We start from the raw sequence: 21,381 nt of genomic DNA on the forward strand, positions 1-21,381 counted from the left end.
CCGATTCTTGCGGAACCAGGTGAAAACAGTCTGACAATCATAGGAATCACCGACACTTCCGGTGGAAGCTGTAATACCGTGCTGGGTAAGTCGCCCATTGTAGACAACACTGACGTACTGCTTGGATTCAATCGGTGGTTGCAACACTGCTGTTTTGAATTGATTGTAACTGTTCTTTAAATACTTCGGCTGGGGTTCGAAATCCGAGGACTTTTCTTGGTCTGTTATTGAGCGTGTAGGCGACTGCGGCGAGGTCTTGGGCTGTCCATCGAGACAGGTCGGTGCCTTTGGGGAAATACTGGCGTAAGAGCCCGTTGCTGTTTTCATTCGTGGGCCGTTGCCATGGCGAGTGAGGGTCAGCGAAGAACACTTTCGTGCCCGTCTCTAGAGTGAAAGCGGCATGGTCAGCGAGCTCGGTTCCTCGGTCCCAGGTCAACGTTTGACGTAATTGTAATGGCAGATCGGTTATCGCGGTTTGTAGGGCGGAGTTCATCGCTTGAGCTCCGAATCCGCTCAAGGCAGGTCCGTTTTTCGTCCTTGGTTGTTCATCCCAGCCGTCCAGGCCAGGCAGGTGCACCAGCAGGGTCGACCGGCTGTGGCGTTCGATCACGGTCCCGATCGCTGAACGTCCGGTGCCGATGATCAAGTCGCCTTCCCAATGGCCAGGTACTGCCCGATCCGAGGCTTCAGGGGGCCGGTTAGAGATGACAACATCGTCAGTCACGTGTCCATGCGGTTTCGACTTGCTCCTGGCCCGGGGTTTACGCAGTGCCCGCCCAGTGCGTAGTGCGGCGACGAGGTCACGCTTAAGTGCCCCGCGCCCCTCGATATACAAGGACTGGTAGATCGCTTCATGGCTGATTCTCATACTCTCATCATCAGGGAAGTCAATCCTTAACCGCTGCGATATCTGCTCCGGGCTCCGTGCAGTAAACCACTGACGGTCTGCCCTGTGAGGTTTGTTCTGGCCCTTCCACCCAGCAGTACCAGGCCCCGCCATGACGACCCCGTTTTCATCTCGGACCGTCCCGGCAAGACGCTCCTGAACGTAGTCTCGCAGGCGCGGATTACCCACGAGTTTTGCTTGTTTGGGACGCTTGGCGGCTTCCTAAGCTTTCCACTACGCCACCCCGGCCCGATAGACGCTCGTGCCACCACGGGTGGCAGCGTTACGCCGTAGCTCACGAGAGATCGCCCGCCGGATTGCGTCCGATCCGGCGGGCGATCTCACGTACCCCCAACTCTTGGGAGCTTAAGATCGCGATTTCCTCCCATTCAGCAAACGATAGATACCGCCCCGAGGGCTCGTCCAAAGTTAAGGGTCTCATCCCACCAGCATGACGGAACCACCGTGTCCCTACCGGTACGGACACCCCCACCCTCACGGCAGCCTCCGCAGTCGTGATCCCCGTAGCGATCAACGCCCAAAAGTCACGTTGAACTGCCCGCGAGGGAACCGGCCGGCCAGGTGAACGCATCGGCGGACGCAACGCCCGATCCGCACGCCACTGACGACGCACCTCCACCGGCATATCACCAGGCTTCCTACCCCAGTCATCCGTAGCCATCGACTCACACCTTTCCCACCAAGGTGTTGCGACAATCAATTGAATCCACCCAGTACCCCGATCCAGTTATTGGGAGCCGTTGTCTCGTCCCTTCTCCGCCTCTTTCCAGACAGCCAAATACTTAAGGCGGAGATGGCGAGGCTACATCACCGCCAACCACCCTTTCACCCCGCTCTCGAGGCGATCATTAGCTCCCTCCCGGAGTCGGAGTCCACGACGATCGTTATTGACAACGCACACAACGGTAGCCGCGAAGCCCCCTCCGAGATCGTTGTTGCCCTTGCCGAGTACAGCGGAGGGAAGCTCCGGTTTGTTATGAGCGGGAAGCGTCACGTGAGCAGGTGGCTCGTGAAAGAACTGGGATCGGGAATCGCGGGCTCTCTCCCCAGTTCCGCATTCGCATTCACGCCGGACGAGATTACAAAGCTCCTCGAAGCCGCAGACCTGCACGAGGGCAATCGGGATGAAGTCGCACAGGCCCTACACAATGCGACGCTGGGATGGCCGATCGCCGTACAGCTCCTCCTCCGTTCCGACAACGGCTCCCTTTTCTCCCTCAAGAACTCCACTGCCCCGGTGATTCTCACCGACTACATCGAGAACGAGGTGCTCAGTTCCCTGTCTCCCGAGCTGAAGGACTTCCTTCTGACGGTGACCGTCACAGATGAGATCAGCCCGGCGCTCGCCAATCATCTCACCGGTAATTCACAAAGCTCCAGCCTGTTGGATGAATGCCGCGAGCGCGGTCTCTTCCTGGATCTTCTGGAAAGTGGCAGCGGTGAAACAAGGCTTAGCTGGCATTCCGTGTTCTCACAAAGCTGTCGGGCAATTGCGAAGCATCGTGACCCGGATCGTTTCAACCAAATTCAGCGTGCGACAGCCACGTGGCTTGCCCCTTCCGATCCCACGGAGGCCCTCAACCACGCCAACGGGGTCGACGATCCTTCCTTTGTCGTTCATATGATCGAAGATATTTGGCTCCAAATGATCACGAGTAGTCATGCGTCTCCCCTCGAGTCTGCATGCCTGAAAGCCTCAGCATCCGACAATGACGTACCGACCCTCCTCTACATTCGGGCAGCGTGCCGCGCCGTCGAAGGCGACCCCAATGGTACACAAATCCTCAAGGCCCGCGCCGACCACGCCGCAGGCGCTATGAGCTGTGAACCCGCGGAGCGGTCTGCCGTCACCCGCGCCTTTGTCGACGTCATTCTCCTCGACCGTCCCGATGAACTGGCGGCCGCACTGGAGACTGTCGAACAGATCCTCAAGACCTCCGTGCTTGGCCGGAGCCTCGAGATCCACGGCATGTTCCTCGCCGCCTGGAGCCACCTGAAACTCAACGAGAGCTCTCCCCGCGCTGTCGATCTCTTCAGGTCCGTTGCCGAGACCGCGCAGGCCACCGGCTACGACACGATAGCCAAGCGCGTCACCGCAACCATTACGTCAGCACTTGCCGTTGCGGGGCACATGAGCGAGGAAAGGAAGCATTTAGCAACCGTCTCCATGGACGTCTCTGACCCGTCGAGTCCTCGCGATCCCTTCGGTAACTACCTCGACCTGTGGCCGGACGCTTTCCTGTCGTTTTGGCGGGGCGATACGACCCGGGCGATCCGGTTGTACCGGGACATGGATGTGGTGGGAGCACCCCACACGACAGCATCGAATCTGGCACGGATCTACTTTGGTCATTCCGCCGCCCTGTCGGAAGACCCCGATCTTCTCAATGAGGCGGAAACCATTCTCGACAGCATCGGTGGTGAGATGGAGGGCGGGATACCGTGGCCAGCCTACAAGCAGATCACCCTCGCCGAGATCGCGTGGGCGCGCGACGATCATGCAGGTGCTGCCAAGCTTCTCGATTCGACTGATGACCGGTTCTGGGCTCCCAGCACTCAGGCTATCGCAGCCTCCCTCTGGCAACGGATTGGTTATCCGGATCGGGCCCTGTCTACCATCAAGTAGATCAAGTCCGACACGTTGATCAGCTACAGCTATGTCTGCGTTCAAGTCACTCTTGCCGCTATCCACTGGGAAAGGTGCGACCTCGAGCGCGCGCACGAGCTTCTCGAGGCCGGCCTGGAAACGGCTGTGACCGAAGAGGTTTAGGTTCCTTTCATGAAGCTTGACGAGGTAAGGCGCGCTCTCTTCACGGCACATACGGGGACCTCTACCGAACACGCGATGTTCCTGGCAGCTCGGCTTGCCGCTGATGCCTCGAACATCCGCAGGAACACACACTTTGGCCAGCGTCTTTCCGACCGGGAAATCGATATCTATAGCTACCTCAACACGCCCATGACGGCAGAAGAAATTGCTGCCGAGCTGTTCGTTTCTGCTGCCACGGTTCGTTCCCACCCGGCTTCGATCTACCGGAAACTGCAGGTGACAAACCGGCGGGATGCCGTCAAGAAGGGTATCCGCACCTAGCCCGCGTGCGGGGTCTTAACTCCCCGTTTTCCACTCTCCCTGTTAATGGAAGCGGCGCCAGTCCGAAGACTGACGCCGCTTTCCGTTTAGCTAGCCGGTGTTACCTGCCTGCTTGGTTGCTAGGTATTCTTCCTGCGCGCCGTGTAAAGCGCGACGAAGCCTGCTGCCAGAAGGAGGAGTCCGAGAACGATCGCGTTGCGAACGTCCGCACCCGTCACCGGAAGGTCCGGGTCCTTGGGGTCCGCCGGGTCCTTTGGTTCCTCTGGACCCTCGGGATCCTGCGGGTCTTCGGGGATCTCGTTGAACTCGTTGTCGAGGGTGACGGAGACAGCGACGCCGGCTTCGTCTTCAACGACGATGACAACCTCGGTTCCTTCGCCGCTGATCATCACGTTGGAATCAGCCGACCATTCGGCCTCCTCCCACGTCACGGTGGCGGGTACCTCGAACTCGCCCTCGGTGAGGGTGACTTCGGTGCCGAAGGGCAGGTTCTCGATGGTGGCGGGCTCACCGGCGACAAGCTTGAGTTGCGCGCTCTGCTCGTTGCCGAGGATGTCCGTCCAGGTGGCTGTGACCGGGAAGACCGTGTCCGCGGGGACCAGGTCAGCTCCGGAGCCGGAGAGCTCCTTGACGATCGAGAAGTTACCGACCGTTGCGTTAGCAACGTTGGTGAGCTCAACGGTCGGGTTCTGTGCCGCTGCGATTGTCAGCGTGGCAGATCCGTCCTCGTTGATGACGAGACCATCGGTTTCACTCCAGATTGGTGCCGCCCATGTGAATGCCGCGTTGTCTCCGAGAGCATCCTCAACGAGGGTGACCTCGGTGCCGTGCGGCAGGTACTCACCAAGGTCGACGGCAGTACCGTCGGTCGGGACCTCGATTGAACGGGAGGCGGTGACCAGGTCACCGGTTTCCTCGTCGGGCTCAATCCAGGTGGCGTTGATCGTGACCAACTCCGGAGCATCTGGGTTGTCAAGGAGAACTCCCTCAACGTGCTTGACGAGAGTGAAGGTTCCCGGTGCCCAGGTTGCTTCGTTCGTAACCGTAACGAGCGTGACGTCGCCCTGCTGGTCGGAGACAACAATCTCTGCGCTGCCATCACCGTTATCGGTGACATTATCGCCGGAGATCACGATCTCATCCCAGATAACCGTGCCGAAGCCGGGGCGCTCGCCCTCGGTGATCGTCACAACCGTACCGGCAGGGAGGTCCTCGCCAAGCGGGGTGGGCTCCACCGCGTTGATGGTGAGCTCGCGAACCTGGTCGACACCGTCGGCGTCGGTCCAGGTAACCGTGACCGGGAATTCGGTCTCGGGTGCCACCTCTTCGGCTGCTTCACCTGCAACGCCCTTGATGATCGAGAGGCCAGCAACAGAAGTTGCTGCATGATTCTCGACCACGACGGCGGCCTCAGCGTTACGACTGACGGTCACAACGACGGAGCTGCCGTCGATCTCGACGTTGTCGCCCGACCATGCCGGGTCAGCCCAGGCGATGCTGGAGCCGTCGACAAGCGGAACCTCGGTCAGGGTGACCTCGGTACCGATCAGCAGATCTTCACCGAGCGGGACCGGGGTGCCATCGGTCGGGACCTCGAGGGTCTTCGAACCGGGGGTACCTTCCTCATCCCACGTGGCGTTGATCGTCACGGTGGCCGGAACAGTAGCGTTGTCGACTTGGTCGCCGGTCACGATCTTCGAAATCGAGAACGTACCGAGGGTGCGTTCCACGCTGTTCGTCAAGGTGACCTCAACGGGGGCGTTGATCGCTGCGTGATCAACGAGGACAGACTCGGGGGTGAAGACGGGCTCGCCCCAGGTGAGAATGTCATCGTCTACGAGTACGGCTTCCTCGAAGGTAATCGTGGATCCGACAGGCAGGTCATCAATGATGAACGGGACGCCTTCGGTCAGCTCGATTGTACGATCGGCCGGATCCGGGAATTCTTCACTGATCGCGGTCGTGTCGATTGACGCGGTGATCTCGAAGGTGCGGTCTGCAGTCGGATGGTCCGCTGCCCCGCCCTCGATTTCCTTGACGATGCTGATCGAGCCCACGTCGAACGTGTTCGTGATCATCACGACGACGGGGTCGTGTGCGATAACGGCAGCGCCGGAAACCTCGGTAGCCGTTGCACCACCGGTGACAGTCTCAACGACCGTGCACTCGGCACCGATCGGCAGGTTGCCGATGGTGGCCGTGTAGTCGTTGTCTGCGGTTAGCGGGACGATTCCGTCGTCAGCGAGCGTGATCGGTGTGTCCACTCCGTTGACGTTGTAGACGCACTGGGCCTGGGCCTCGAAGGGACCAACTCCGTAGAGCTCGGCTCCGTCACCTACGAGTTCCTTGTTGATGACGAGCTCGCCCACATCGAACGTGTTCGTAACCGTCACGACCGCGGGTGTTGCCGAAATATTGCCGGAACCGGAGACCTCGGTTGAGGTTGCACCCCCCGTCTTTGTCTCGGTGACCGTGCAGTCAGCACCGATCGGCAGGTTACCGATGGTGGCCGTGTAGCCGTTGTCCGCTGTTAGCGCGACAAGTCCACCGTTAGCTAGAGCAATCGAGGTATTGGCTCCGTTGACGTCGTAAACGCACTGGACCTGGGCCTCAAAGGGGCCAGCTCCGTAGAGATCAGCACCTTCGCCAACAACCTGCTTGTCGATGACGAGCTCACCCACGTCGAACGTGTTCGTAACCGTCACTACTGCCGGGTCATTTGCGATAACAGCATCGCCCGATACTTCGGTCGAGGTGGCTCCACCGGTGAGGGTCTCGGTAACGGTGCAGTCAGCACCAATCGGGAGGTTCCCAATGGTGGCCGTGTAGCCATTGGCCTCGTTGAGGGTCACGCGGCCTTCGTTTGCGAGGACCACGGGGGTCGGAACACCATCGACGTCGTAGATGCACTGGGCTTGGGCCTCGAAGGGTCCGGCTCCGTAGAGATCAGCACCCTCACCAACAACCTGCTTGTCAATGACGAGCTCACCCACGTCGAACGTGTTCGTTGCCGTCACGAGGAGCGAGGAGAGTTCCTCGCTGTCCTGCGTCGGAACGACAATTTCGGCAGGGCTGATGCTGGTCGACGTGGCGCCGCCGGTCGTGGTTTCAACAACCGAGCAGGACGTACCTGCCGGCATCGACGGAGTCGTGTAGGTGCCGCCGCCAACAAGGGAGAAGGAATCCGTGAAGATCTCGTCACCGTTGTAGATGCAGACGAGGTCGAAACCGAACTCGCCGGTTCCGAAGATCTCGGCGCCTTCACCATCGACCATCTTTTCAAGGGTGATCTGACCCGCGTCGTAACCGTTGGTGACGGATACGTCGGTCGGGGTGACTGCGGAGAGAACACCGATCGTTGCCGTATCGCCATCGGCGGTGACATTGAGACCGGAGTAGACGATGCTGTCCGCATTGGAGCCAACCTCGGTCAGCTCACACAGCGAACCAACAGGAATCGTGTTCGCCGGGATGTTGACGGTCTCCCCATCTTCGAGGGTGAACTCGTAGACCGCGGTACCGGCATCGTCGAACGTCACGGCGTTGCCGAGCAACGTCTGGCAGGTGAGCGCAAAGTCGAACGGGCCGAATTCGCCAAGATCGGCGTCTGTTTTGACCGTCTTCGAGACCGAAAGGTCACCGAACTGGTAGTCGTTGCTGAGCGTCGTGATCTGCGCCTGCGGGACATTGCCCTCGGCGGCGACACTCTCCAGAACCTGGAGCGTGTCGTTCTCGATAGACCGCGAGGTCTCGCCGAACTCACCGAGATCGCCCTGTTCCGTCACCGTACATTCGGCGCCGTAGGGGATGCCGTCGATCTGGACTGTCCATTCATTTGCTTCTGTGAGAACAACGGTGGAGTAGTCACCCAGGTCGACCGGGGCACCCTCGATGGTGCACTGAACATCGGCTCGGAACTCGCTCGGCGCGTAGGCCGCGGCGGGTCCGGTGATGTCCTTCGTGACCGCGATGGAACCGATGGGGAGCTGCACGCCAACCTGGGCCGGGGTGAGCTTCTCCCACGAGTTTGTGTTCGCGGGCAGATAACGCACACCAAACTGGTTGATAGCACGCTCGTTCTCAACCGGGACGGTCACCGAGGCACCCGACGGATCTGCCGCGGTGGCCGGTGCGTTCTCGGTCTCGAACGTTACATCAACAGTGTTGCCGGGAAGCATAGTTCCCGCATCCGTACCCGCGAAGTCAACATGAATGCGGATGCCGCTGACGGTCGACCAGTCGGTGTCGTTCGCTGCTTCCAGCCACGTTTCACCGTTCTGCTCACAGGGCTCCTGGTTTTCAAGATTCGACCAGGTGCCGGTGCACACGTCGCTGGAGGACGTGACCTCAACCGTGTAGGTAGCGCCCTCGGGTGCGTAAACGGTTGGGGCTTCCGTGATCTGCGGACGGTAGTCCGAGCCGCGGTTGCCACCGGAGACATACATCTTGTCGCCAGCAACGGGAAGCTGGTCAAAGATGACGAGCTCGTCCATGTTTGTCGTGCCGGCGTTGACGGTGCGCAGTACCCACGAATCGGTTCCACCGATGGCGGAGTTCGCGATGCAGGGGTAGCGGTAGTAGTCGGCACCATCCGAGGCCGTGAGGTTCGGTGTGCACGCCAGGTCCGCGTTCAAGGAATTGACCGCGCCGTCAAGCGAGCCCATGACTCCCTTGACCGCGTAGAGGTTCATTCCTGCGGTCGGCTGAACGAAATCCGAGGTGCCACACGACGTGGGGTCCTTCGTCCAGTGACCGGTGTTGCCCTGATAGGGACTCGTGTTGCCACACTGATCCAGAGTCTCGACCGTGTTCGCAACAATAACGTTTGTCGCTTCCTGGCCGGCCTGGAGTCCCGGCTGGAGCTCAAGGTGGATACGGATCTTGAACGTCTCGCCCGGCTGCATGATGTTTCCATCCTCTGGCCAGGTGAAGACCAGTTCCCCGTCCCTTTCCTCGAGCGTGACGTCTTCGGACAGCGTTCCGCCATCCTCCGCCTCGTAAACGGGGGCGTGCTCCGCACTGAACAGCAGGGAATCTGGCAGTTCATCGCGCAGTTCCGTCAGTGTCAGGTATCCGGTGCCAGAGTTCTGAACGGTCAGATCCCACGGAATCGGAACACCGACGTTGACCGTGCGGCGTCCTTCGTTCGCGAGCTTGTTGACCTTGATCTCCTGGGTTCCCGGGCTCAGCTCGACTACGGCGTCAGCCGTGACTTCAGGGCTGCGGTCCCGTTCACCGATCGCCTGGACGGTCACCGTGTTCTCAACGGTTCCCTCCATGGCGATCTCCTCGCCGCTGTCGCGGAAGGTGTCGCGGAGTTCCACGGTGAACGGAATCGATGCGTTCCACGATGCTGCGGGGAGCGTCTGCGAGAACAGGCCACCGTCAGCACGGGTGAATGTCACCTCGATGCCCTGAATATCCGCGTACTGCTCGGCACCAACCGGAACCTCAACGGAATCCAGCGCGGTCGGAGCAGAGTCAATCCACTCCATCGCCCCGCTATCACCGAACGGGCCGTAGACAGACACAACGGCCTGGTCCGATCCGGACGGCGCACTGATAGTTCCAAGTCCCGTGAAGGTGAACGAGTTCCAGAAGTCGGGCGAGCTGACGTTGTCGTCGCGGATCCACACCTCGACAGGCGAGAGCGTATTCCTGGGCGTCGTCCCGCTATTGGCGGACAGCGTGACCGTCACGGGGGTATCCCGCTCCGGCTCGATTAGCAGCGACGGGGACACCGACTTGCCGGGGGCAACGGTAATCTCACCGCCGGTGAGAACAACGCTGGCCGGGTCAAGAGCACCCGTTCCCTCGCCGTCTGCGAGGACGGGATCGAAGGACTGGGCGAATACGCGGTTCGTGAGGTTCGCGGTTTCTCCAGCCAGGAAGGTCTGATCACTACCGTCGTGACGGAGCGTCTCGCGAAGCTTCGTCTCGTAGGTAATCGTGAACTCGTTTGCCGACGAGATGGTGCCACCGGTTTCCGCCGGGTCGGAGCCCTGGAAGGTCACGGCAACGCCGATAACGTCCTGAAGTTCCTCCGCGGTCATGCTAGGTAGAGCATCCACGGTCGTGTCTTCAACGCTGAGCGTGTTTGTCGCCTCGTCGTAGCGGAGCAGCCATGCGGGTGAAGCCGCAAGGTCGACCTCGCCCGGCCTTGACGAAGAAACCTGAAGACCGGTCAGATCAACCCTGTTGAAGGGGCTCTCATCCAGCCACTCGGTCGCATCACCCATCTCCCCCAGGTCAAACGGTGACGTGGTCGCGCCCGCAGCCGTGGCTTCAACCTGGCAGTCGGTGTTGCTACCCATGTCATCGCATTGCGGCGGATCAACAATCGACAGGTAGGAGGCCTTCGATGCAGACATGCTCGATGCCTTCACCGTCCAGTTGATCTCCTGGAACAGGCTCGGATCGGCACCGGGTGCGGGGACGTAAATCTGATCCTCACCGTTAACGATCGACACCGACTTGTCCACGCGGACGTTCGGGGAGCCGTTGATGATCTGAATTTCATCAGCATCGGTGTCCCGTACCGGAGGCGTATCACCGATCGGATCGGCCTCGAGTTCAACAGTGTTGAGAACTTCGCCGGTGTTCGCAGTGTTGTAGGTTCCACCCTGCTCAACCCAAATGCCCGCGCTACGGGTCTTGTTCCTGATTTCCCAGTCGAGGGTAAAGGCACGTCCTGAGCCTTCGGAGACACCGGTCCCCGGCTCGGGCGCGTACGGGTCGGTGGCATTCGTGCGTGCGTCCGTGTTCTCGCCGAGAACAATCTGGAAGCCGACGGTCGACTCGCGTTCAGCAGCCGTTAGCTCGTAGCCAACGAATCGGCCATTCTGGATCCAGCCACCGCTCGGAGCAGCGACATCAACCCAGGTGGAGCCATCATAGAGTCGCACCGACTCGATCGTGTCGTACTTGAGGAACCAGCCATTCGAGTACGGAGTATTCGAAGCGTTGATCGGGTCAATGCGCTTCAGGTCAAAGGAATCGTAGACGCTCTCCTCGATGTTGATCGTTGGATCCGACGGATCCGTGATCGTCGCATTCTCGTACCCGGCCGTGATACTCCACGTCAGAGTGGTCGACCGTTCCTGACCTGACTGCGCAATGACATTCGCCTCAGTCCAGCTCTTCACAATATCAATCGGTCCAGGACCGCTGGGAGACGGGACAACCGCACCAGTATCGACATCGAAGTCCTCGTCAATGACCGGCGTTCCATTGCCAGTCTCACCGTTTCCTGAGGCAACCGCTGCGTTCTCGTACTCCGTAGCTACGTCCGGGAGGTCTTCACCGAGGCGGGTCTGTTCAAGGGCGGTGAAACCCACGTAGGGACGAGCATTGAACGTGGCGGGAAGGCCGTCATCGCTCGAGTACTCAAAGCGCACACCGGTCACGTCCTCAGCGGGAACGGCCGGCGTGAGCGAAGCGAGGGCAGCATCAAGCTCGGATGCGTTGAGGCTGACGAAGCGGGCCGAGGTCTCCGCGGGGAAGACACTGACCTCATGCCACGTATCCCCTACCTGAACGGAGAAGCTCAGCTCAACGTTGGCCGGAACCTCGGTTGACGGCATCGACGAAAGCTCAAAGCCGTTCCAGAAGTTCGACGCCGAGTCATTCCAGACATCCTCAATAATGAGATGCTTGTTGGTGACCCAGTCAGACGACGTCACCGACTGCGCCACGAGGCTGGCAACGACGGTCTCACCCGGGTAGACGTCACGGTTTGGGCGCACGTCCTTTGTCAGGGTGACATCAATACCCGGTGCAATAACAACAACCGAATCGCGGTCAGTATCCGAATCAGACAGACCGTTCGGGGCAGTAACCTCGACGGACACATCATTATTGAGCGTGACCGAGTTCGGGGCAGCGCCTGCCGCGTCCTCGGTCGTTGCGATATCGAAGGCAGCATCCGCACTCGCACCCACCGCAATTGTTCCGGTGAAGACGATATCGAACCCGGAAATGGCAACCCCGGGATCAGCCGGGGTCGCCCCATTAGTAAAGGCGGTGGTGATCGGATCTCCACCATCAAGCGGGTGGTAGACGACAGCGGCGTCGGTCGCACCGGCAGGCCATGTCGGCGCCGCGGTGAAACCATCAAAAGTGATCGTGTCGGTGAAGAAGTCCCGGTCCGATATAACAAGCTCGGCCACCGGAACACCTGACTGGTTCACACCGGTGAGGGTCGCCGATGCGGACTGGCCGGCACCGATCCGATCCTGCTGGATGTCCTTCGCCGCAAGGGCCTCGATGGGAGCCGGGGTGATCGCGAACGGGGCATTGTCCGTCACGGTCACCGGCTCATACTCGGGCTCAATAGCCGTGGCCGAGGCAATGTTCGTGACATCCTGGCGAGCAACCGACAGGTCGCTACCATCATTGCGGTCCGTGGCCCGCTGGCCTACCGTCATATCAATCGCGGTCGAGGCGCCAGCCTCGATCTCGCTGGCAAACGTGAAGCGGAGACCAGCAACATCGGCTGCGTCAACACCTGCGGGCAGGGCCGCAGTCTCGTCAGCTGTGCCCGGCACCCATGCATAGGTTCCGTCCGCCTGAAGAACGTAGGTGTCCACCTGAACGGTGTCGGCACCTGCCGGAAGTGAAACACCGTCGAGCGAAGCGAGGTCAACGATGCTGAACGGGTTGTTTGCATCCAGGGTGTCCGCGCCGTCGACCGCCGTTGCCGGGTCCTGAACAACAAGACTGCTCACCGGAATATTCGATGAGTTTGTCGCGGCAAGGGTAACCGCGGACTCAGCTCCCTCCTCGAAGTACTGCGAGGAAGGGTCCCAGTTCTTTGTGATCCCTGCATTGATCGTGCCGGGAACATTCACAGTAACGGTGGCCTCGTCAGCATCCGGCGCCGAGTTATCAGCGGAGGAAGAGACATGGTTGACGGCGGTGATGTCGGTGCCACCGGGTAGATCCTGCGGCACCTGCAGTGTCACCTGGAGGTGGAGGGTCTGCCCCGGCTCCATTCCTTCACCGTCCGGCGTCTGATTGCGGACGTCAAGGAACAGGGAGGTATCGGCGCCGAGCTCTGCCGGCTGGTCGGTGAGAGCCGTATCGCCCTCGAACCACGTCACCTCGCGCGGCACTTCTGCGGCGGCCGGGCTGATACTGACGTTATCGATCGGCCATCCCGCCAGCTCCGCCGGGAAATCATCAACTAGCTCAGCATTGAGACACGTCGTTTCCTGGCATTCCAGGTAGATGCTGTAGGTAAACGAATCACCCGGCTGGAGCTCTTCCTTATTGACCGACTTTCGAACGGTCAAATATTCCGGGAACTGCTCCTGCATCGGCGAGGCGGGTTCGCCCGTGGCAGCCGCGGGGAACAGCATGACGGCAGCAACGATCATGGCCAGGGCGCTGTACGCGCGCTTGCGCATACGAGTCACACTCGCACGACTCTTAGCCAAACCCCTGCTACCTGCCGAGCTCAGCGTGGCCAGTACAGAATGACAGGCTCTCGTCAGCCAGTTTGGCTGACGAGAGCGGGTGTTGTCGTCATTCAACGGATGGGGACGTTTCACGTCATTCCCCCTTTTCCAGTTGTGGTTTCATCGGGTGTCTCCTTTTTTGAAGTGCTGGTAAGAACGTTGAAGCTCCACTGTCAAAGTCGCGCGTAAGAGTGGCTATGGCAGGGCATAGCTCACCCAGTAACGGGTTCCACAAAGCTGCTACTGGGTCCATTTTCCATTGCCTCAAAGCGCGATTCCGCGTGAAATCTGAGCGCAACAGGTCAGGTCAAACGACTCCAGACCTTGAGGTAGTATCCGTCGATCGCCATTGATCGACGGATACCGGGATTGGTGTAAAGATAGGGTCGATTGCTGAGGCACCGTCGCTGAATGCGCCGGCGGCCGCGTGTCAACACTCATGAATTACTCGCAGTTCTCATAACGGATCGCCCAAGACCGTCACGGGCTCGGGCGATATACCGATCTGATCGTCCACCGAAAGCTTGTGCGCTTCAATGAAAGTCGGAGAACCCGCGCTCCATTCATAAAGTTATGATTACTTTTTCAGCAATATCTCCCCATTTGATGAGTCGTTCAAAAAATGATGAGAGGGCGAGTAATCATTGTCGTCGGCGCTTCGGTAGCCGGGTAAGACGGCCTTAGCCGAGTGCCATCAGCTTCGATAATGGCTTCATTACATCAATACATGTGCACGTCTATCGCACATCATCGCACCGAGATTCCCTCGACCCAGATGGGTATCAAACCGCTTCTTTTCATGAGAAATTAAGAAACGAGTTTTTCCATCTTGTTACAATGTGGATATGCCAGGCGATTCTCTGCATCCACTACCGGCCGTTGCGCGATTCTTTGTCACAGCACCGGAGGTCAGCGGACGAGAGATTCTCCGCCACGAACTATTTGAGATCATTACCTCGTCGGTACGTGAGTATCCGATCAGCGTCATTGAAGCACCGTCCGGTTTCGGAAAGACCACCGCCCTCAGCCTGTGGGCAAAGGAGCGCGAGGAGCCCACCGTTTGGGTAACCCTCGGCCAAGATGGCAAGACAACAACGCAACTTTTCGCCTACCTTTTAGCGGCACTGCAGCGCACGTTTCCGGAGTCTGACGATCTCAGCAGACTGGTGCTCGATGTTCAGGACGGCGCGGAGTCACTACAGCCGGTTCTCGAGTCACTCTTGGACGCGATCCCTACCGCCGGCACAACCGCTGTCATCATCGACGAAGCACAGGCTTCCAGTCAGGACGCCCTCAACAATATTGTGGTTCCGCTGGCTCGTTACAGTGGCGGTCGTATCCGCTTCATTCTCAGCGGCACAGGTCGCCTGTCGAAGTGGATGGCAAACCCCCTTGCCAAAGGGGAGGCTATCCGGCTCGCAAACGTCGCGTTCCCATTCACGCAAAACGAAGTGAAAGAGCTTGTCGCCCTGAGTAGCGACGCAGGTGCCGATGCCGCTCTGCGCCTGTGGGAGGAGACGGGTGGATGGCCGGTGGCGGTCCGGCTACTGCTTCAAATAGGAGCCGTTGAACATCCGCCGGTCAATCTGAAAGAGCACACTCCCCCAAGCGTCCTCACCGACTACATTGAAGCGGAGATTCTGGAGAAGATCCGTCCGGAGCTTCGCGAATTTATCCTCGATGCGGTTATCGCCGACCGAGTCAATGAGAGCCTTGCCAGCGAGATGACAGGCAGCCACCTCGCTGCCTCCTACCTCGAAGAGTGCCGCAGGGGCGGCCTGTTCCTCGACAGCTTCCAATACAACGGTGGCGGAACCGTGTACCGCTGGCATTCCACCTTCGCGCTTAGCTGCCGTGAGATCGCCGAGCGCACCGACCCAGCTCGGGTACAAGCCGTTCACCGTCGAGCGGCGGGATGGATGGCCGACCCATATCCGGCGGAAGCTATTTTCCATGCGCTCCAAACCGGCGACGACGACTTCGCGGTGGCAATGATCAACGAAGTGTGGATGCCGCTCGTCATGCACGGGCACACGGACCGACTGGAGGAGCGTTGCCTGCAACTGCCGAGCAGTAGGCAACACGATGCCTCAATTATGTATATCCGCTCCGTGTGCCGCGACATTGCTGGGGACACGATCACATCCGAGTTGCTCAGAACCCATGCCGATGCTGCCTTGGAACGACTGTCCGGTGACGAACTCGAGCAGTCCTCCACGACAATGATTTTTACGAATCTCCAAATCCTTTCAGGACACGCCAAACTCACGGAGACTGTGGCCGAGGCCGAAAAGATCCTCGCGAAGGCGGCCCTCTCGACGAGCCAACACCTGCACTACATGTACATGGTCGGCTCCACGATGATCCGCTTGCGCACCAACCCCCGTCGCGCCATCGAGCTTCTAACCGCGGCGACAACGGGTGCTCGAGAAGTGGGTCTTCCGAGACTCGCGCACAGGGCGGCCGCAATGAATGCCCTCGCTCTCGCATTTGCCGGTAAATTCCATGCCGCACGCCAGATCCTTGATCGCGAATCGGCAGATAGTCCCACAATTTTCGATCCAATCGACGGAAGCGTCGTCTATTGGTCGTCCATGTTTGTCTCCTATTGGCAGGGGGATATCGACCGGTTAATCAGGGACGCCAGGGTTCTCGATTCGAGCCGGCAGAAGGCAACGTGGCGAAGTGGGATGGGGCGCCTCTATTTCGCGGCCACGGCAACGATCGCCCGACACGACCTCCTCGACGAAGCACTCGTCATGCTTGATAAGATACCCGACACCGTTGAGCACGGACTCCCCTGGCCCGCCTACAAGGCAATTGCCCACGCCGGCATACTGTGGGCCCGCGGCAAGAGGCCCGCTGCCGTTCAGGCTCTTGAGCGGATCGGTTCGCACGACGGGATCACAACCGTGTTATCGATGGCGGCAGAAATGTGGCGCAGGCTTGGCTACCCCAATAGGGCCCTCAAATTGATTTCGAAGATCGACAAGAACCAGCTCACCAATTACACCGCGTCAAGCATCCAGTTCACCCATGCTGTCATCGCATGGGACAAGGGAGACCAGACCCTCGCCCACAATCTGCTAGACAGCTGCCTCACCCTAGCTGTACCAGAATCAATTGCTTCGCCATTCGTCGGCCTCGATGAATCATCGCGGGCGCTCATCCTCGCCCACATCGACCGGGGTACACCCCACGAGCATTTCCTAACCGAACGGCTGGCAACGAGTCCTTCTCATGTGGTCTCAACCCTCGAACCGAATCGCGACCTCTCCCGCCGCGAAACGGAGATTCTCCAGTACCTGGCAACGCCGATGAGCGCCGAGGAGATCGCGGAGTCCCTCTTCATCTCCCCCGCCACCGTCCGATCTCACCAGAGGTCGATCTACCGCAAGCTCGGGGTGAAGAGACGGCGCGATGCCGTCCGCGTGGGGCTCCAGTAGAGCAACCGATTCGGGTCGTGGTGCTATGCGCGCGGGTGTGCCTGACCGAAAGCGCTCCGAAGCCTTTCTGGCGATACGTGAGTGTAGCGTTGGGTCGTTCCCAAGGACGAGTGCCCGAGGAACTCTTGAACTGTCCGCAGGTCCGACCCACCATCCAGCATGTGGGTGGCCGCCGAGTGGCGCAGGTCGTGCGGTGCAGTATCGGCAATACCCGCCAGGCCGCTAAGCCTGTGGAGGATTCCGCGTAGCGTCCGCGGGTCGAGCCTGCCTCCCCGGTCCCCGAGGAAGAGTGCGTCCGTTGGCTTCACGAGAAAGGATGGACGAACCTCGCGGTAGGCATCGAGTGCCTCCTGCGCTGGCGCGCCGAGGGGCACGATTCGTTCAACGCCGCCCTTACCGAATACTCGGACGGTATCGCCTTCGATATCGGTCGTGTTGAGCCCCGTCAGTTCACTCACTCGCAAGGCGGATGAGTAGAGCAGTTCGCAGGCCGCCCAGTTGCGGATTTTCGACTTGTTGCCGCCCTCGGCCACATCCTTGGCGTAGTCGAGGAGTTTCCCCGCATCACCGACCGACAGCACGTGCGGGAGGCGTGAATCCGGTGACGGGGAAGAAAGCCGGGCACCGGCATCCTTCTCCGTCACACCCTGCTCGGCAAGCCATGCGGTGAAGGACTTAATGGCAGCGGCACGCCGCGCAAGACTCGACCTGGACGATCCCGCACGCTGCTGGGTTCCGAGCCACGACCGCAGGTCTTCCAGCTCAAGGTTCTCCAGCCCAAGATCAGCGACGGTCAGGTCATCACTCCTGGCGCCGACAAGAGCCGACAGGTATCCGAGCAGATTCCGGGCGTCCGACAGGTACCCGGAGACGGTGTGATCAGACAGTCCCCGGCGCACGGAAAGCTCACGCCCGTAGGCGTCAATGAGGGAAGAAACGGCGAGCGAACTCATACCGCAACCCTAATCCACCGGTCGGCAATGGATCGTGCCAGACCAATCGATTGGAGGAAAGACAGGGATGTCGCAGTCTCGTGAGCTGACAGTCCCGCTTCTCTGGCAATACCGGTGAGTGACCCAACCACGCGGGGCGTCAGAGCATTCCAGACCCGCCGGTCCCGTTCCCCCAGCCTGTCGTACGCTGTCTCCACCACGCGAGGAAGGGTATCGGGCCCGATGGTACCGAGGAGCTCCCTGACATCCTGTGCGCCGGTGACGCAGATCCCGAAGTCCCGCAGCAACTGATTCGTGCCAGCGCTTGCCGCTGAGGTAATGGGTCCCGGTACCGCGGCGACATCACGGCCGATCTCGGCCGCGTGGCGAGCGGTTGATAGGGCACCCGAACGTACGCCCGCTTCCACCACGACCGTGGCCTGACCGAGCGCGGCAATGAGCCGGTTGCGGGACAAGAACCGGTGCCGAGCAGGAGTAGCCCCCGGGGGCATCTCAGACACGACCGCTCCACCGGAGACGACGATCGCTTCGACGAGCTCCCTGTGGGCGGCAGGATAGACCCGATCGATGCCTCCTGCGAGCACAACAACTGTCCGACCGTGCCGGGCCAGGGTGGCCCGGTGAACGGCCGCATCGATGCCGAAGGCGCCTCCGGAAACCAGGACGTGAGTTGCTGCCAAATCCCCCGCCATCTCACTCGCCGCGGACTGACCATAGGACGTTGCAGCTCGCGCCCCGACGATTGAGACCGACGGCCACGAGAGGATCGAGGCTCCCCCTCTCATCCACAGCCCGATCGGCTGCAGAGTACCCAGATCCGCCAGGCTCTTCGGCCAGTCTTCATCGTCCGGAATGAGGAACCGTAGATCCCTATCGAATCGGCCGGCGAGAACATCTTCATCCAGGCCCTCCAGGCGCAGTTTCCACCGCGCAGCGTGCGTAGCAAGGTCACCGTCCAGACCGCCACTGCGGAGTAGCTCGAGTGCTTCTTGGGCACCGCCGTCGAGATGACCCACGGGGTCGCCGGGTTCTACCAGGTGGCTCCAGACCGCCCGTGCGGTCCGCTCTCCTGTCATTGTCTGCATTGTCGCCCTTTCTATCCGTCCTTATCTTCGCGAGCGGGCGAATGGGCGTTCTCGTGCAGAAACTCCTTGGCGGAACAATGCGACCGGCCCGTCCTTGTGGACGGGCCGGGGCTGATAGCAAGAGTGGCTACGAGGGAGTTAGCTGACGCGGGCGGAAATGGGCTTGCAGTTAGGCCCCGGGGTTCACGACACCAACCTCGGATACCGCTTCGCCAGGGCTACTTGTCGAGCCCGAGGTCCTTTGTGATGTCTGACTTGTTGAGCTCTTCGACGTTGACGTCCTTGAAGGTGACGATGCGGACGGAGCGGATGAAGCGGGTGGTGCGGTAAATGTCCCACACCCACGCGTCGGTGAGAGCGACGTCAAAGAACACCTCGCCGTTGTTCGCCGAGCGGATCTTCACGTCAACGTCGTTGGCAAGATAGAATCTCCGCTCGGTCTCAACGACGAAGCGGAACAGACTGAGGACGTCGCGGTACTCGCGGTACAGCGCGAGCTCCATGTCGCCTTCGAAGTTCTCCAATTCACTCATGTGTTACTCCTGGAAGCTGCCAAGCCGTACGGTGGTGGACGTGTGGCCCGAGCCGAGAAAGCGCGTCGATGTGGGCTGGCGAGGCATAGCCCTTGTTCGACTTCCAACTATAGCCGTCGGCGCCGTCGAGCCCGACCATGAGCTCGTCGCGGGCCACTTTGGCAAGGATCGATGCTGCGGCAATGACGGTGCAGTTGAGATCGCCTTTGACGACGGTACGGACTTTCGGGGTGTCGAAGCCGGTAAACAGGTCATTGCCTGTCAGCCAGTCGGCAACGCCGTCGAGAAGGACCAGGTCGGGCACGACAGGTAGCTGGGCAAGGGCCGACATGCCAGCTTCGCGCAGGCCTGCCATGATCCCTGCCCGGTTGATCGTGTCGACGCTTCCGTAGCCCACTGCTCCGGGGGCCCAGTTCGTGATTGTCTCGACGTAGGCTTCCCGCACGGCGGGGCGCAGTACTTTTGAATCTGCGAGGCCTACTGGCGCTTCGGGTGTCGAGGTGGTGATGGCGACGGCACCGACAGCGACGGGGCCCGCGAGGGCTCCCCTGCCAACTTCGTCCATGCCGACGATAATGGCGGGCCTACCGAGTTGTTCAGTCAGCTCCGCCAGGACCTGCTGTTCCAGGTCCGGTGTTGCTAGTTTCATGGCTCGGGAACGTCCTGGAACACGCTGGAGTAGTCGCCGAGACCGCCGAATCTGCTGAGCGGATACATGATGAGGGCGACGCGCCCCTCGATGTTGTCGACAGGGACGAAGCCGCCGCCGGGCGCTCCCATGTGTGCGCGGGAGTCTTCCGAGTTCGAACGGTTGTCTCCCATGACCCAGACGTGTCCGTACGGGACGATGACGCGGAACTCCATACCGGACGGAATCGTTCCGGTCTTAATATAGGGTTCTTCGATCGGTTCACCGTTGACGGTAAGCAACCCGCCGCTGCTACAGCAGGCAACTTCATCGCCGCCCACGCCGATCACTCGTTTGACGAGGTGCTGGCCCGAATCCTTCGGCAGGAGGCCGATCGTTTCACCGATGGTGTAGAGCGTGTCCATGAATTCGGAACGATCGGGGTCGTCTTCGCTGTCGAGCCAGCCGCCCGGATCGACAAAGACGATGACGTCGCCCCGGTGGATTTCGTCGGCGGAGTTCGCCAGCTTATTGACAATGATTCGATCCCCGATTTCGAGGGTGTTCGTCATTGAGGAGGACGGGATGTAGAACGCCTGGAAGAAGAACGTCTTGATGAGAATCGAGATGACAAGGGCGAAAGCGATAACCGCCACCATCTCCGCCAAGTATGACTTCCAGCCGGATTTCTTTGACTGCGCTTCCTGCGCAGAGCCCTCACCTGCTGGTTTGGGGACGTAGCTGGGTGGCATTTCGTCATCGCGACCATGATCCTCAGCCATTCGTCCTCCTGCCTATCTTCACTCTGTCATCATAGGGCACATATGAAGGCGGCCCGCCGGATAGTCCCGGCGGGCCGCATAACGTCTTCTAGTTAGCGTGGTTACGCTTCTCACGGATCTTGGCAGCCTTGCCGTGGCGATCACGCAGGTAGTAGAGCTTGGCGCGGCGAACGCGGCCGCGGGTGATGACTTCAACTGAGTCAACGGTCGGCGCGTGGAGGGGGAAGGTCCTCTCAACACCCACACCGAACGACATCTTGCGGACCGTGAAGGTCTGGCGCAGGCCGGTGCCCTGGCGTGCCAGGACAACACCCTGGAAGGCCTGAATACGGGAGCGGTTACCTTCGATGATGTTGACGTTCACGCGGACGGTATCGCCGGCGCGGAACTCCGGAAGGTCGGACTTAAGCGACTTGTTGTCGACAATGTCGAGGTTATGCATGGTGTTTCTTCTATTCCCGTCCGTGCGCGCAGGTCACAGTCGATGTTCAGGGCAGC

General features: G+C 60.2%; 10 protein-coding genes and 1 pseudogene. 3 read left to right on the top strand and 8 right to left on the bottom strand.

The window, feature by feature from the left end:
* Nucleotides 1-127: 127 nt before the first annotated feature.
* Nucleotides 128-1,532, bottom strand: a pseudogene (locus tag ACTHUY_RS07890) (IS30 family transposase).
* 168 nt (nucleotides 1,533-1,700) lie between these two features.
* On the opposite strand from ACTHUY_RS07890, the gene ACTHUY_RS07895 reads away from it, so the two are divergent.
* On the top strand, nucleotides 1,701-3,533 hold the full coding sequence (locus tag ACTHUY_RS07895; RefSeq protein WP_441675314.1) for a hypothetical protein: 1,833 nt from the start codon (nucleotides 1,701-1,703) through the stop codon (nucleotides 3,531-3,533).
* Nucleotides 3,534-3,686: 153 nt separating this feature from the next.
* Nucleotides 3,687-3,998 carry a response regulator transcription factor gene (locus ACTHUY_RS07900; RefSeq protein WP_441675315.1) on the top strand — a complete coding sequence of 104 codons (312 nt, stop codon included), beginning with the start codon at nucleotides 3,687-3,689 and terminating at the stop codon, nucleotides 3,996-3,998.
* A gap of 119 nt (nucleotides 3,999-4,117) precedes the next feature.
* On the opposite strand, the gene ACTHUY_RS07905 is transcribed toward ACTHUY_RS07900, so the two are convergent.
* Nucleotides 4,118-13,405 carry a DUF5979 domain-containing protein gene (locus ACTHUY_RS07905; RefSeq protein ID WP_441678388.1) on the bottom strand — a complete coding sequence of 3,096 codons (9,288 nt, stop codon included), beginning with the start codon at nucleotides 13,403-13,405 and terminating at the stop codon, nucleotides 4,118-4,120.
* Nucleotides 13,406-14,301: 896 nt separating this feature from the next.
* Between ACTHUY_RS07905 and ACTHUY_RS07910 the strand changes: the two genes are divergently transcribed.
* On the top strand, nucleotides 14,302-16,902 hold the full coding sequence (locus ACTHUY_RS07910) for a LuxR C-terminal-related transcriptional regulator (RefSeq protein WP_441678390.1): 2,601 nt from the start codon (nucleotides 14,302-14,304) through the stop codon (nucleotides 16,900-16,902).
* Between the two features lie 23 nt (nucleotides 16,903-16,925).
* On the opposite strand, the gene ACTHUY_RS07915 is transcribed toward ACTHUY_RS07910, so the two are convergent.
* The 6 genes from ACTHUY_RS07915 to rplS form a co-directional block, all read right to left on the bottom strand.
* Nucleotides 16,926-17,855 (bottom strand): tyrosine recombinase XerC, encoded by a 930-nt coding sequence (locus ACTHUY_RS07915; RefSeq protein WP_441654081.1) that lies wholly within the window; start codon nucleotides 17,853-17,855, stop codon nucleotides 16,926-16,928.
* Nucleotides 17,852-18,931: a DNA-processing protein DprA gene (dprA, locus tag ACTHUY_RS07920; RefSeq protein WP_441675319.1), complete on the bottom strand. Its 1,080-nt coding sequence runs from the start codon at nucleotides 18,929-18,931 to the stop codon at nucleotides 17,852-17,854. The genes ACTHUY_RS07915 and dprA overlap by 4 nt, the downstream gene beginning before the upstream one ends.
* A gap of 227 nt (nucleotides 18,932-19,158) precedes the next feature.
* Entirely contained in the window at nucleotides 19,159-19,473 is a 315-nt protein-coding gene (locus ACTHUY_RS07925; protein WP_126703761.1) for a DUF2469 domain-containing protein, read from the bottom strand.
* Nucleotides 19,466-20,122 carry a ribonuclease HII gene (locus tag ACTHUY_RS07930; protein WP_441675321.1) on the bottom strand — a complete coding sequence of 219 codons (657 nt, stop codon included), beginning with the start codon at nucleotides 20,120-20,122 and terminating at the stop codon, nucleotides 19,466-19,468. The genes ACTHUY_RS07925 and ACTHUY_RS07930 overlap by 8 nt, the downstream gene beginning before the upstream one ends.
* The gene (gene lepB, locus ACTHUY_RS07935; protein WP_441654084.1) at nucleotides 20,119-20,883 is read right to left on the bottom strand and encodes a signal peptidase I; all 765 of its coding nucleotides are present in this window, start codon (nucleotides 20,881-20,883) and stop codon (nucleotides 20,119-20,121) included. The genes ACTHUY_RS07930 and lepB overlap by 4 nt, the downstream gene beginning before the upstream one ends.
* Before the next feature lie 88 nt (nucleotides 20,884-20,971).
* Nucleotides 20,972-21,325, bottom strand: a complete 354-nt coding sequence (rplS, locus tag ACTHUY_RS07940; RefSeq protein ID WP_441675322.1) for a 50S ribosomal protein L19 — start codon at nucleotides 21,323-21,325, stop codon at nucleotides 20,972-20,974.
* Between the last annotated feature and the right edge of the window lie 56 nt (nucleotides 21,326-21,381).

The sequence above is a fragment of the Flaviflexus sp. genome (genome assembly GCF_052087705.1).
Taxonomy (GTDB): domain Bacteria; phylum Actinomycetota; class Actinomycetes; order Actinomycetales; family Actinomycetaceae; genus Flaviflexus; species Flaviflexus ciconiae.

Bases quoted from the DNA above. Each gene is read 5' to 3' on its own strand.
- ACTHUY_RS07895 (WP_441675314.1), top strand. From the start codon at position 1,701: ATGGCGAGGCTACATCACCGCCAACCACCCTTTCACCCCGCTCTCGAG.
- ACTHUY_RS07910 (WP_441678390.1), top strand. From the start codon at position 14,302: ATGCCAGGCGATTCTCTGCATCCACTACCGGCCGTTGCGCGATTCTTT.
- lepB (WP_441654084.1), bottom strand. From the start codon at position 20,883: ATGGCTGAGGATCATGGTCGCGATGACGAAATGCCACCCAGCTACGTC.
- dprA (WP_441675319.1), bottom strand. From the start codon at position 18,931: ATGACAGGAGAGCGGACCGCACGGGCGGTCTGGAGCCACCTGGTAGAA.
- ACTHUY_RS07905 (WP_441678388.1), bottom strand. From the start codon at position 13,405: ATGCGCAAGCGCGCGTACAGCGCCCTGGCCATGATCGTTGCTGCCGTC.
- ACTHUY_RS07900 (WP_441675315.1), top strand. From the start codon at position 3,687: ATGAAGCTTGACGAGGTAAGGCGCGCTCTCTTCACGGCACATACGGGG.
- ACTHUY_RS07915 (WP_441654081.1), bottom strand. From the start codon at position 17,855: ATGAGTTCGCTCGCCGTTTCTTCCCTCATTGACGCCTACGGGCGTGAG.
- ACTHUY_RS07925 (WP_126703761.1), bottom strand. From the start codon at position 19,473: ATGAGTGAATTGGAGAACTTCGAAGGCGACATGGAGCTCGCGCTGTAC.
- ACTHUY_RS07930 (WP_441675321.1), bottom strand. From the start codon at position 20,122: ATGAAACTAGCAACACCGGACCTGGAACAGCAGGTCCTGGCGGAGCTG.
- rplS (WP_441675322.1), bottom strand. From the start codon at position 21,325: ATGCATAACCTCGACATTGTCGACAACAAGTCGCTTAAGTCCGACCTT.